Here is a 12,010-nt window from a genome sequence, read left to right as displayed (position 1 = left end):
GGGCACTCTCACGGCAAGATCATCTTTGTTCAATACTGCACGACATGTAGGCAATTGTCCGGATCGGAGCCAACCCCTCTCGGCGGATTTCTCCCGCTTGTGACCGGGCCGATAGGCATACGGGGTCGTCAACCACACGCACCCCGGAGGTCCGTATGCCGGAACTCAGCCGTCGCCGCGCGCTCACCGCCGCGGCCGCCCTCACCGCCGCCGCCGGCGGCGCCACGGCGCTCGGCGCCGCACCCCAGGCGATCGCCGCCGACCACGGCGACCACGGCGCCCCGCAGTCCTTCGACGAGGTCTACAAGGGCCGCCGGATACAGGGCAGGCCGGCCGGCGGGGGCCATCAGCACCACGGCGGCGGCTACGCCGTGTTCATCGACGGGGTGGAACTGCACGTGATGCGCAACGCCGACGGCAGCTGGATCAGCGTCGTCAGCCACTACGACCCGGTGCCCACCCCGCGGGCCGCCGCACGCGCCGCGGTCGACGAGCTCCAGGGCGCCCGCCTGCTGCCGTTCCCCGCCAACTGAACCACCCCGCAAGCCCTTTGGAGCACGCAAGATGACCGTCCGGAAGAACCAGGCGACGCTGACCGCCGACGAGAAGCGGCGCTTCGTCGCCGCCGTCCTGGAGCTCAAGCGCAGCGGCCGCTACGACGACTTCGTCACCACGCACAACCAGTTCATAGTCTCCGACACCGACAACGGCGAGCGCACCGGCCACCGTTCGCCGTCCTTCCTGCCCTGGCACCGCAGATACCTGCTGGAGTTCGAACGGGCCCTGCAGTCCGTGGACGCCTCCGTGGCGCTGCCGTACTGGGACTGGTCCACCGACCGCACCGTGCGGGCCTCGCTGTGGGCGCCGGACTTCCTCGGCGGCACCGGGCGCAGCACGGACGGCCGGGTGATGGACGGGCCGTTCGCCGCGTCCGCCGGCAACTGGTCGATCAACGTCCGCGTCGACGGACGGACCTACCTGCGGCGTTCGCTCGCCACCTCGGTGCGGGAACTGCCGACCCGGGCCGAGGTGGAGTCGGTGCTGGCCATCCCGACGTACGACATGGCGCCCTGGAACAGCGGCTCGGACGGCTTCCGCAACCACCTGGAAGGGTGGCGCGGCGTCAACCTGCACAACCGGGTGCACGTCTGGGTCGGCGGGCAGATGGCCACCGGGATGTCCCCCAACGACCCGGTGTTCTGGCTGCACCACGCCTACGTCGACAAGCTGTGGGCCGAGTGGCAGCGACGCCACCCGGACTCCGGCTACCTGCCCGCCGCGGGCACGCCGAACGTGGTCGACCTCGGCGAGAAGATGAAGCCGTGGAACGACACCGCCCCCGCCGACCTGCTCGACCACACCGCCCACTACACCTTCGACACCGACTGAGGGCATCGCCGCCGAGGTCACGGGTACTCGCGCCGGACCTGTCCGACGAACGACGAAGGAGTGATGCGCGCATGTCGCAGGTCGAGGAATCCATCGAGGTCGCCGTCCCCGTGCACACCGCCTACAACCAGTGGACCCAGTTCGAGACCTTCCCCGAGTTCATGAGCGGGGTGGAGCGCATCGAGCAGCGCACCGACACGCTCACCCACTGGGTGACCAAGGTCGACGGGGTCCGGCGGGAGTTCGACGCGGAGATCACCGAGCAGCTCCCGGACGAGCGGGTCGCCTGGACGACCGTCGCCGGGGACGCCCGGCAGGCCGGCGTGGTGACCTTCCACCGCCTCGACGACGACCACACCAAGGTGATGCTGCAGATGGAGTTCCATCCGGACGGCGTCGCCGAGACCGTCGGTGACAAGCTGGGCTTCGTGAAGCGGCAGACCAAGGGCGACCTGGAGCGCTTCAAGCGGTTCATCGAGGAGCGCGGCCAGGAGAGCGGCGGCTGGCGCGGCGTGGTGTGAGCGTGCCGCGCCTCACCCGGCGGCCGCGGTGCGGCACTCCGGGTGGCCCCAGCCCTGCGCGTTCTTCGCGATGGGCTCACCGGCCGCGTAGGAACGGCCGCACAGGCAGCGGCCGGGGAACTTCGCCTTGATCGTGCGCGAGGAGCCGCCGCTCTTCTTCCGGGCCGCCGGGGAGCGGCGGCCCGGCGCCTTGGCGGGCGGGGCGTCCGGGGCCGACGGCGGCTCCGGGGAGCCCAGGCCGCTGCCGGCCGGCTGCTGGACGGAGGCGGCCTGGCTGGCGGCGCGGTCGGCGAAGTCGTTGAGCGGGTCGCCGTCGACCTGGTGGGCGGGGACGTAGCGGAACTCGACCGAGCGGCCGTCCAGCAGTTCGTCGATCCGGACGACCAGGTCCTGGTTGGCGACCGGCTTCCCGGCGGAGGTCTTCCAGCCGTTGCGCTTCCAGCCGGGCAGCCAGGTGGTGACGGCCTTCATCGCGTACTGCGAGTCCATCCGGATCTCCAGCGGCACGGCCGGGTCGGTGGCCGCCAGCAGCCGCTCCAGGGCGGTCAGCTCCGCGACGTTGTTGGTGGCCCGGCCCAGCGGGCCCGCCTCCCATCGGTCCGGCGTCTCCGTCTCGTCGGCGACGACCCAGGCCCAGCCGGCCGGTCCGGGGTTTCCCTTCGAAGCCCCGTCGCACGCGGCCACCACTCGTTCACGCATGTGCCCGATGATGCCATGGACGGGCCGGGACGCCGGTCCCGGGAGTCCTCAGGAGACGTCGGTGAGCTCCGGCATGTCGCCCTCGGTGGTCTGGGTGTCGATCACCGAGAAGTTCGCGCCCTGCGGGTCGGTGAGCGCGGCGAACCGCCCGAAGGGGCTGCTCATCGGCCCGAACCGGAGGACGGCGCCGAGCTTGGTGGCCTTGGCGACGGCCTCGTCGCAGTCGGCGACGCTGAAGTAGACGTTGATGTACGGCGGCACCTCGGGCGGGAAGTCGTCGGTCATCCGCATCCGGCCCAGCACCGGGGCGTCGCCCACGTTGAAGATCCGGAAGTCGACGCCGTCGTCCTCCATCTGCCGGGCCGTGTACGGGAACACCGCCGGGAAGAACGCGTCGGACTTCTCCGGCTCGCGGGTGAAGACCTCCGCCCAGCAGAACGCGCCCGGCTGGTCCATGGGCGCCTGGAAGCCCTCGTGGCTGCCGGCCTGCCACACGCCGAAGACCACGCCTGAGGGGTCACGGGCCAGGCACATGGTGCCGTAGTCGCCCACGGTCATCGGCTCCATCAGCAGCTCGCCGCCGTTGTCGCGGATCTTGGCGGCGGTCGCGGCGGCGTCGGGAGAGGCGAGATACAGACACCACTGCGACTGCTCGTCCTGCCCCTCCTGCCCCGGCGTCGGCGGGACGATCGCGGCGACCGCCTTGCCGTCGCGGTAGGCCTCCGTATAGTTGCCGTGCTCCGACGACGACTCGCCGAAGGTCCAGCCGAGGACCTCGCCGTAGAAGCTCTTGGCCCCTTCGAGGTCGGTGAACATCGCGTCGGCCCAGCAGGGGTGGCCCTCAGGTTTCACGGCCATGATCGCGGCCCTCTTCCGGTTCTCGGTGGATGGTCCGGTCTTTCACGCTAGCCATCAGGGGGCGGCCCCGCGCGCCGGACACACCCGTGAGCCCCAGGGGGCTGCCGTGCGCCGTGTGCGCCCAGGGCACGAGCCGTACACACGCCTCGCGCCACACCTCCCGAGAAGCAGGCCGCCTCAACCGGGGGTTTGCGCCTCCGGGGTGCGCAAGCCGACCCCTTCACGCCGTACCCGTCACCGGCGGCCGCTGTTTGGCTTGATCCCGCGCACGACCGCGTGCCACCTCCGGCCGTTCCGCTCACGCCTGTGCATCCCAGGAGGGAATGTGTCCACGCCCGACAGCGCCACCGGTCCCGCCACCGACGAGCCCGTCCCCGAACCCACCAGCCTCAGCACCCTGGCCGCCCGCCAGCTCACGACGACCACCAAGTCCGAACCGCAGATGCAGGCCATCACCTCGCGGTGGCTGCTGAAGACGCTGCCGTGGGTGGACGTCAAGGGCGGCGCCTACCGGGTCAACCGGCGTCTGCAGCTGCGCCTCGGCCGGGGGCGGGTGCAGTTCGAGCAGAACGGCGCCGACGACGTCCGGGTCATCCCGGAGACGCTGACCGAACTGCCGGTCCTGCGCGGCTACTCCGACACCGAGGTCCTCAGGGGGATCGCCACCCGCTTCCAGGTGCGCGAGGTCCGGGCCGGCGAGGTCCTGTTCGAGGCCGGGCAGCCGGTCACCGAGGCCTATCTCGTCGCGCACGGCCGGTTCACCCGCTACACGACCGGCAAGTACGGCGGGGAGGAGGTCATCGACGTCGTCACCGACGGCGAGGGGCTGGGCGACGAGGCCGTCGGCCGGGACGACCCGCTCTGGCTCAGCTCGGTGCGCGCCGACACCGCGGGCACCGTGCTCGCGCTGCCCTGGGACACCCTGGAGGAGTTCGCGGACCGCGCCCCCTCCCTCGCCGCGCATCTGTCGGCCTACGCCGAGCGGCAGAGCAGGCCGATGAACCGCAAGGGCGAGGCCGACGTCCCGGTGCAGGCCGGCCACGTCGGCGAACCCGTGCTGCCGGGCGGCTTCGTCGACTACGAACTCACCCCGCGCGAGTACGAGTTGTCGCTCACCCAGACCGTGCTGCGGGTGCACACCCGGGTCGCCGACCTCTACAACGACCCGATGAACCAGACCGAGCAGCAGCTGCGGCTCACCATCGAGGAGATCCGCGAACGCCAGGAGTGGGAACTGGTCAACAACCGGGAGTTCGGACTGCTGCACAGCGCCGACTACGGGCAGCGGATCAGCACCTTCTCCGGGCCGCCGACCCCGGACGACATGGACGAGCTGCTGTCGATGCGCCGCAAGACCCGCCTGTTCCTCGCCCACCCCAAGGCGATCGCTGCGTTCTTCCGGCAGTGCAACCGGCGCGGTCTGGTGCCCGGCACGGTGAACGTCGACGGGCACGAGGTGCCCGCCTGGCGGGGTGTGCCGATCTTCCCGTGCGGCAAGATCCCGGTCAGTGAGCGGCACACCAGCAGCATCATCGCGCTGCGCACCGGCGAGGCCGACCAGGGCGTGATCGGGCTGTACCAGACGGGCATCCCGGAGGAGTACCAGCCCGGTCTGAACGTGCGGTTCATGGGCATCGACAGCACCGCGATCATGAGCTACCTGGTGACCGCCTACTACTCGCTCGCCATCCTGGTGCCCGACGCCGCGGGCATCCTGGAGAACGTGCAGATCGGGCGGATGCCGGAATGAGCGGATCGCCGCCCGTGACCGGCCCCTCCCCGTTCCGGCCGCCCGGCCCGCCCAGCCTGGCCGCGACCCTGCGGGCCCGGCGGACCGGGGCGATCCCGGGACTGCGCCACCGGCCCGCCGTGCCCGCCGACCCCGAGAAGGCGGCGGAGGTGGACCGCAGGCTGGAGGCCTGGGCCCGGGAGCTGGAGCTGTTCCCGCCGGAGTGGACGGGGGACTTCACCGGGTTCCAGTTCGGGCGGGCGGTGGCGCTCCAGCATCCCGGGGCGCTCGACCTGGACCGCCTCACCGCGGCCGGGAAGCTGCTGCTCGCCGAGAACATCGTGGACGACTGCTACTGCGAGGACCGGGGCGGCTCCCCGCGCGGCCTCGGCGGGCGGCTGGTGCTGGCCCAGTCGGCGCTCGACCCGTATCACGGCACCCCGGAGCTGGAGGCGCGGTGGCGGCACGGCATGGAGGCCGACGGTTCGCTCCGCTCGTACCACTGGGCCCTGAAGGACTACGCCGCGTTCGCCACGCCCAGCCAGGTGTCCCGGTTCGTGCACGACGTCGCCCGGCTGCACCTCGGCTATCTCGGGGAGGCCGCCTGGGCGGAGACCCGGTATGTGCCGCGAGTGTGGGAGTACCTGGTGATGCGGCAGTTCAACAACTTCCGTCCCTGTCTGTCGATCGTGGACGCCGTGGACGGCTACGAACTGCCCGAGGCGCTGTACGCCCGCCCCGAGGTCCAGCGGGTGACCGCGCTCGCCTGCAACGCCACCACCCTCGTCAACGACCTGTACTCCTTCACCAAGGAGCTGGCCAACGACCCGGACCATCTGAACCTGCCGCAGGTCATCGCCCGCAACGAGCGGTGCGGGCTGAAGGCCGCCTATCTGGAGGCGGTCGAGATCCACAACCGGATCATGGACGCCTTCGAGGAGGAGTCCGCCGCGCTCTCCGCCGGCAACCCGCTGCTGGCCCGCTATCTGGCCGGGCTCGCGGCCTGGGTGTCCGGCAACCACGAGTGGCACGCCACCAACACCCACCGCTACCACCTGCCCGACTACTGGTAACACCCGCACGACCGCGCCCTGAGGAGTCACCGTTGACCATCGCGCCCCACACCCGCACCACGACGGCGGTGCCGACCCAGTCCACGTACCAGAACCGCGTCGCGGAGTACTGGAACGCCGAGGAGAACCCGGTCAACCTGGAACTCGGCAAGATCGACGACCTCTACCACCATCACTACGGCGTCGGCCAGGCCGACCGCTCGGTGCTCGACGAGCCCGACCCGGACCGGCGCCGTGCCCGGGTGACGGCCGAACTGCACCGGCTGGAGCACGCCCAGGCCGAACTCCTCGCCGCCCATCTCGGCCCCCTCTCCCCCACCGACCGGGTCTTCGACGCCGGCTGCGGGCGCGGCGGTGGCAGCGTGGTCGCGCATCTGCGGTACGGCTGCCACGCCGACGGCGTCACCATCTCAGCCAAGCAGGCCGAGTTCGCCGGCGCGCAGGCCCGCAAGCGGGGCATCGACGACAAGGTGCGCTACCACCACCGCAACATGCTCGACACCGGCTTCCCGTCGGGCGCGTTCGCGGCCTCGTGGAACAACGAGTCCACGATGTACGTCGAGCTGGACCTGCTGTTCGCCGAGCACGCCCGGCTGCTGCGCCGCGGCGGCCGCTACGTGGTGATCACCGGCTGCTACAACGACACCTACGGCCAGGCCTCGCGGGAGGTGTCGCTGATCAACGCGCACTACATCTGCGACATCCATCCGCGCTCGGCGTACTTCCGCGCCCTCGCCCGCAACCGGCTCGTCCCCGTGCACGTCGAGGACCTCACCGAGGCCGCCATCCCGTACTGGGAGCTGCGCAAGGAGGCCGACCATCTGGTCACCGGCATCGAGGACACCTTCCTGACCGCCTACCGCAACGGCAGTTTCCAGTACCTGCTGATCGCGGCCGACCGCGTCTGACGCGGGTCTTCCCCCCGCCGCCGGGCTGTGCTTGCCTGGTGAGCTCTGTCGGTGGCGGGGCGGGAGCGGCCTGATGCGCGGACGGTGGGTGGCGGGGTGGACGCTGGCCGGTGCGATGCTGCTCGGCGGGTGCGGCGACCCGACCGGGGACCCGACCGGGGACCCGCCGCGACCGCCGGCGGCACCGGTCGCGCCCGGGACGTCCGTCACCCCCGAGGCGTCGGCCCCCACCCGGCAGCAGGCGCCCGCCGCCCCCGCGCGGCCACCGGTCGTGCTGTATCTCGGCGACTCCCTGGCGATGGAGAACCAGCGGGTCCTCGGCCGGGAGCTGCGCCGGGACCTGCGGGCCGACTACACCAGCGCCCCGTACTCGGGCACCACCCTGTGCGACTACCTGGAGGGCACCGGCGAGCGGTCCCTGGTGCCGGACGCCGACAAGGCGGCGGCGCTGGTCCGGTCGGTGCGGCCGGACGTCGTGGTGCTGCAGTTCTGGGGGAACGCCTGGGGTTACACGCCGTGCATGGACGGGATCACCTACGGCGCCGCCCCGCAGCGCTATCTGGAGCGGTACACCGCCGACGCCCGGCGGCTGGCGGGGCAGATCACGGGCGCCGGGGGCCAGTCGCCGCCGGCGATCGTGTGGGTGCTCCAGGGCCCGGATCCGATCACCCCGGAGCGGGTGCGGAAGGTGAACGCCGTCTACGAGGAGCTGGCGGCCGCCTCGGGCGAGCCGGTGGCCGACGCGGGCCGGGCGGTGAGCCCCGCCTCCGGCCGCTACACCTGGGCCCGGTTCCTGCCGTGCACCGCCTGGGAGCGGGCGCACTCCGGCTACTGCACCGAGCCGGGCCGCGACCGGACCGCCCTGCACCGGGACGACGACCACCTGCACTTCTGTCTCGCCCCGACGACGTCCACCCCGAAGCCGTGCCCGGTCCGCTCCCCGGGTGTGCTGCGCATCGCCCGGGAGATCACCAGGGTGGTCGGCGCGGCGGCCCGGGGCGGCGGCTGAGGCGTCACTCGCCCGCGTACGCCCGGTCCAGGGCGGCGATGTCGAGCTTGCCCATCGCCATCATCGTCTTGGTGACGCGGGCCGCCTTCTCGGGGTCCGGGTCGCCGATCATCGCGGTGAGCCGCTCCGGGACGACCTGCCAGGACACGCCGTACCTGTCCTTGAGCCAGCCGCACGGGCCGGGCTCGCCGCCGTCCTCGGTCAGCTTGGTCCAGTAGTGGTCGACCTCCTCCTGGTCGGCGCAGAGGATCTGGAAGGAGATCGCCTCGTTGAACTTGAACTCGGGTCCGCCGTTGAGCGCGACGAACTTCTGGCCGTTGGCGGTGAACTCGACGGTCAGCACGGTCCCGGCGGGGCGGAAGCCGCCCTCCGGGTACCGGGTGACCTCGCCGACGCCGGAGTTCTTGAAGACCGAGACGTAGAAATGGGCGGCTTCCTCGGCCTGGCCGTCGAACCAGAGACACGTGGTGAATCCGTCGGTGGTCATGGGCACCTCCTGGGTAGGGAACGCGGTCAGGAGTGTCGACCGGCGTCCGCCGGGAAACTCATCGGTCCGGCCGGGACGAAATCCGTACGGCCGTGCCACCGCACGCGTCTAGCATCCCGGGCATGATCACGTCCTCGCCTGCCGATGCCCCGCGCCCCTTCCGTCTCGCCGTCCCGGACGGCGACCTCGCCGACCTCCACGACCGCCTCGACCGCACCCGCTGGCCGGACCAGCTGCCCGGGGTGGGCTGGGCGTACGGCGTGCCGGCGGACTATCTGCGGGAGCTGGTCCGGTACTGGCGGCACGAGTACGACTGGCGGGCCGCCGAGGCGCGGCTCAACGAGTGGCCGCAGTTCACGACCACGATCGACGGGGCGAACGTCCATTTCGCGCACATCCGTTCCCCCGAGCCGGACGCGACCCCGCTGATCCTCACGCACGGCTGGCCCGGCTCGATCGTCGAGTTCCTCGACGTGGTCGGCCCGCTGACCGATCCGGCGGCGCACGGCGGGGACCCGGCCGACGCGTTCCACGTGGTGCTGCCGAGCATCCCCGGCTTCGGGCTGTCCGGGCCGACGACGGAACCCGGCTGGGAGGCCGGGCGGGTCGCCGACGCCTGGGCCGAGCTGATGCGCCGGCTCGGCTACGAGCGGTTCGGCGCGCAGGGCGGCGACTGGGGCGCGGCGATCTCCCGCGAGCTGGGCCGCGCCCGTCCCGACCGGGTCGTCGGCGTCCATCTGAACCTGCTGCCCGGCGCGCAGGCGGTCACCGAGCCGACCGAGGAGGAGCTGGCGGCGCTCGGCCCCGAGGAGCGGGAGCGCACGCTGACCTCCTGGCGCCGGTGGGACGCGTGGTCGCGCGAGGGCACCGGGTACGCCGTGCTCCAGGCGACCCGGCCGCAGACCCTGGCGTACGCGCTGACCGACTCGCCCGTCGGTCAACTCGCCTGGATCACGGAGAAGTTCCGGGAGTGGACGGACTCCGAGGAGCTGCCGGAGGAGGCCGTGGACCGGGACCGGCTGCTGACCAACGTGATGCTGTACTGGCTGACGGGGACGGCCGGTTCGTCGGCCCGCGTCTACTACGAGCGGGCGCACGCCACCGGCCGCGCCGCCGCCCCCGCCGAGCCGTCCACGGCGCCGACCGCGGTCGCCCTCTTCCCGGCCGAACTCCAGCTCCCGCTGCGGCACAAGGCCGACCGCACCGAGAACATCGTGCGCTGGACGGAGTTCGACCGGGGCGGGCACTTCGCCGCGATGGAGGAGCCGGACCTGCTGGTGGCGGACGTACGGGCGTTCTTCCGGCAGCTGCGCGAGACGGGCTGAGCGCCGCTCTGCCCACGGCGAATCTGCCGCGGGCAGAGAAATCACCGGCGGCCCGCGTCCGGGGGCAAGGGTGGAGTCGACGGCGTTCCGTACGACGACAAGGAGAACCGATGACTCAACTCACCGTGCTCACCCCGCGGGCCGAGGAGAGCGACACCCCTCGGACGCGGTTCGACGACCACCTCGCCGCGCAGCTGCTCGGGCAGCGGATCGTGCTGCTGGGCACCCAGGTCGACGAGGTGTCCGCGAACCGGGTGTGCAGCCAGCTGCTGATCCTGTCCGCGGAGGACCCGCGGACCGACATCAGCCTGTTCGTCAACAGCCCCGGCGGCTCGGTGCACGCGGGCCTCGCCATCTACGACACGATGCGGCTCATCCCCAACGACGTGTCCACGCTCACGATGGGGTTCGCGGCCAGCATGGGGCAGTTCCTGCTGAGCGTCGGCGCGCCCGGCAAGCGGTACGCGCTGCCGAACGCGCGGATCATGATGCACCAGCCGTCCGCGGGCATCGGCGGCACCACCGCGGACATCGAGATCCAGGCGGACAACCTGGAGTTCACCAAGCGGACCATCGAGCGGATCACCGCCGAGCACACCGGGCAGAGCCCGGAGACCATCTCCCGGGACGGCGACCGCGACCGCTGGTTCACGGCCGAGGAGGCCCGGGAGTACGGCATGGTCGACCGGGTCGTGGAGTCCTTCACGGACGTCCTCCCGGCGGCGACGCGGCGACGGACGGGGCTGTAGTCATGGGGAGTTACACGATTCCGCACGTGGTCGAGCGGACCCCGCAGGGCGAGCGGTCGTACGACGTGTTCAGCCGGCTGCTGTCGGAGCGGATCATCTTTCTCGGCACCGAGATCGACGACGGCGTCGCCAACGTCGTCATCGCGCAACTCCTCCATCTGGAGTCGGCGGCACCGGAGAACGAGATCTCGGTGTACATCAACTCGCCCGGCGGCTCGTACACCTCGCTGATGGCGATCTACGACACCATGACCTTCGTACGGGCGCCGATCTCCACGTTCTGCGTCGGCCAGGCGGCGTCCACGGCGGCCGTGCTGCTGGCCGGCGGGGACGCCGGGCGGCGGTTCGTGCTGGACCACGCGCGGGTGCTGCTCGGGCAGCCCGCCAGCGGCGGGCGGCAGGGCACGGTCTCCGATCTCGCCCTCCAGGCCAAGGAGATGGTCCGGATCCGGTCACAGGTGGAGGAGGTGCTGGCCCGCCACACCGGCCACGACATCGCCACACTGCGCGCGGACATGGACCGGGACAAGGTGTTCACCGCGCGGGAGGCGGTGGCGTACGGGCTGGCCGACGAGGTGCTGAGCCGGCGCCTCGTGACGGTCTGAGACGCCGGCCGTGCACCGGTCTCAGGCGGCCAGGCAGAGCCCGTCGTACGACGAGCCCGCGGGCCGGCGCCCGGTCGTGGAGTGCCGGGACGTGACCCGGACCAGCTCCCGCTGGGCCAGTCCCAGCAGGTCGCCGAGGCCGAGTCCCAGGGCGTGGGCGGCGGCCGCCAGGACCTCCGAGGAGGCCTCCTTGCGGCCCCGTTCCACCTCCGAGAGATACGGCATGGAGATCCGGGCCGCGTCGGCGACGTCCTTCAGCGTCCGCTCCTGCGCGAGGCGTTCCCGCCGCAGGACGTCACCGACGAGGTCCCGCCACAGCGGCTCCTTGGCGGCCGGCTCGCGCGGCGGCGCGGGCCGGGCGGGCGCGGGTGACGCGGTGCCGGCTGCCGGCCGCGCGGGGCGGGCGGTGCGGGGGCGGAGAGGGATGACACGGGCTTCGTTCGGCGCTTGGTTGGTCACCTCCTCAGCCTAGGAGCGGGGACCGGGACGGGAAGGGTCCGGCGTTCCGCCCTCGGTGGAATCGGACGAAACGCCCGGGGGAACCGCCGCGTGCCGTCCGCGTGCGGCGGACGCGGCGCCATGGGAAGGTGCCTCCGGGAGGAGGCCCGCACCGATCGTTTCTCGCCGCTCCGGCACATGGAGTGCATGCTCCGCCACT

The 12,010-nt window shown here is 72.0% G+C and carries 14 protein-coding genes; 10 read left to right on the top strand and 4 right to left on the bottom strand.

The genetic code is table 11. The features are described 5' to 3' along the window. Window positions 1-155: 155 nt before the first annotated feature. The 3 genes from melC1 (at window position 156) to AMK31_RS29655 (ending at window position 1,910) form a co-directional block, all read left to right on the top strand. A complete protein-coding gene (gene melC1 / locus AMK31_RS29665) occupies window positions 156-533 on the top strand; it encodes an apotyrosinase chaperone MelC1 (RefSeq protein WP_073943768.1) in 378 nt (125 codons plus the stop codon). Window positions 534-564: 31 nt separating this feature from the next. Next, window positions 565-1,389 (top strand): tyrosinase MelC2, encoded by an 825-nt coding sequence (gene melC2, locus AMK31_RS29660; RefSeq protein WP_073943767.1) that lies wholly within the window; start codon window positions 565-567, stop codon window positions 1,387-1,389. Window positions 1,390-1,460: 71 nt separating this feature from the next. Continuing rightward, window positions 1,461-1,910 (top strand): SRPBCC family protein, encoded by a 450-nt coding sequence (locus tag AMK31_RS29655; RefSeq protein WP_073943766.1) that lies wholly within the window; start codon window positions 1,461-1,463, stop codon window positions 1,908-1,910. A gap of 12 nt (window positions 1,911-1,922) precedes the next feature. Here the strand turns inward: AMK31_RS29655 and AMK31_RS29650 are convergent, their stop codons facing one another. Together AMK31_RS29650 and AMK31_RS29645 are read right to left on the bottom strand one after the other, a co-directional pair. After that, window positions 1,923-2,609 (bottom strand): ribonuclease H family protein, encoded by a 687-nt coding sequence (locus AMK31_RS29650; protein ID WP_241842753.1) that lies wholly within the window; start codon window positions 2,607-2,609, stop codon window positions 1,923-1,925. A gap of 48 nt (window positions 2,610-2,657) precedes the next feature. Next, the gene (locus AMK31_RS29645) at window positions 2,658-3,467 is read right to left on the bottom strand and encodes a VOC family protein (protein ID WP_073943764.1); all 810 of its coding nucleotides are present in this window, start codon (window positions 3,465-3,467) and stop codon (window positions 2,658-2,660) included. A 325-nt stretch (window positions 3,468-3,792) separates the two neighbouring features. Here AMK31_RS29645 and AMK31_RS29640 point away from each other — a divergent pair, with 325 nt between their 5' ends. From AMK31_RS29640 to AMK31_RS29625, 4 genes are all read left to right on the top strand, one after another. Beyond that, window positions 3,793-5,217, top strand: coding sequence for a family 2B encapsulin nanocompartment shell protein (locus AMK31_RS29640; RefSeq protein WP_073943763.1), 1,425 nt, complete (start codon window positions 3,793-3,795; stop codon window positions 5,215-5,217). After that, window positions 5,214-6,269: a family 2 encapsulin nanocompartment cargo protein terpene cyclase gene (locus AMK31_RS29635; protein WP_073943762.1), complete on the top strand. Its 1,056-nt coding sequence runs from the start codon at window positions 5,214-5,216 to the stop codon at window positions 6,267-6,269. Before AMK31_RS29640 ends, AMK31_RS29635 begins: the two co-directional genes overlap by 4 nt. Window positions 6,270-6,301: 32 nt before the next feature. After that, window positions 6,302-7,177 carry a geranyl diphosphate 2-C-methyltransferase gene (locus AMK31_RS29630; RefSeq protein WP_073943761.1) on the top strand — a complete coding sequence of 292 codons (876 nt, stop codon included), beginning with the start codon at window positions 6,302-6,304 and terminating at the stop codon, window positions 7,175-7,177. A gap of 73 nt (window positions 7,178-7,250) precedes the next feature. Next, a complete protein-coding gene (locus tag AMK31_RS29625) occupies window positions 7,251-8,186 on the top strand; it encodes an SGNH/GDSL hydrolase family protein (protein ID WP_073943760.1) in 936 nt (311 codons plus the stop codon). Window positions 8,187-8,190: 4 nt separating this feature from the next. On the opposite strand, the gene AMK31_RS29620 is transcribed toward AMK31_RS29625, so the two are convergent. Continuing rightward, complete coding sequence (locus AMK31_RS29620; protein WP_073943759.1) at window positions 8,191-8,673, bottom strand: VOC family protein; 483 nt, start codon at window positions 8,671-8,673, stop codon at window positions 8,191-8,193. Window positions 8,674-8,795: 122 nt separating this feature from the next. On the opposite strand from AMK31_RS29620, the gene AMK31_RS29615 reads away from it, so the two are divergent. The 3 genes from AMK31_RS29615 to AMK31_RS29605 all read left to right on the top strand — a co-directional run bounded on the left by AMK31_RS29615 (window position 8,796) and on the right by AMK31_RS29605 (window position 11,352). Continuing rightward, on the top strand, window positions 8,796-9,998 hold the full coding sequence (locus AMK31_RS29615) for an epoxide hydrolase family protein (RefSeq protein ID WP_079186983.1): 1,203 nt from the start codon (window positions 8,796-8,798) through the stop codon (window positions 9,996-9,998). 110 nt (window positions 9,999-10,108) lie between these two features. Next, window positions 10,109-10,747, top strand: coding sequence for an ATP-dependent Clp protease proteolytic subunit (locus AMK31_RS29610; RefSeq protein ID WP_073943758.1), 639 nt, complete (start codon window positions 10,109-10,111; stop codon window positions 10,745-10,747). A 2-nt stretch (window positions 10,748-10,749) separates the two neighbouring features. After that, window positions 10,750-11,352, top strand: coding sequence for a ClpP family protease (locus AMK31_RS29605; protein WP_073943757.1), 603 nt, complete (start codon window positions 10,750-10,752; stop codon window positions 11,350-11,352). A gap of 21 nt (window positions 11,353-11,373) precedes the next feature. Here the strand turns inward: AMK31_RS29605 and AMK31_RS29600 are convergent, their stop codons facing one another. Further along, window positions 11,374-11,811, bottom strand: a complete 438-nt coding sequence (locus tag AMK31_RS29600; RefSeq protein ID WP_073943756.1) for a helix-turn-helix domain-containing protein — start codon at window positions 11,809-11,811, stop codon at window positions 11,374-11,376. Window positions 11,812-12,010 lie beyond the last annotated feature (199 nt).

It is taken from the genome of Streptomyces sp. TSRI0107, assembly GCF_001905845.1.
Lineage (GTDB): Bacteria > Actinomycetota > Actinomycetes > Streptomycetales > Streptomycetaceae > Streptomyces.
The sequence above is the reverse complement of the archived record's forward strand: the minus strand, read 5'-3'. Positions and strand labels throughout refer to the sequence as shown.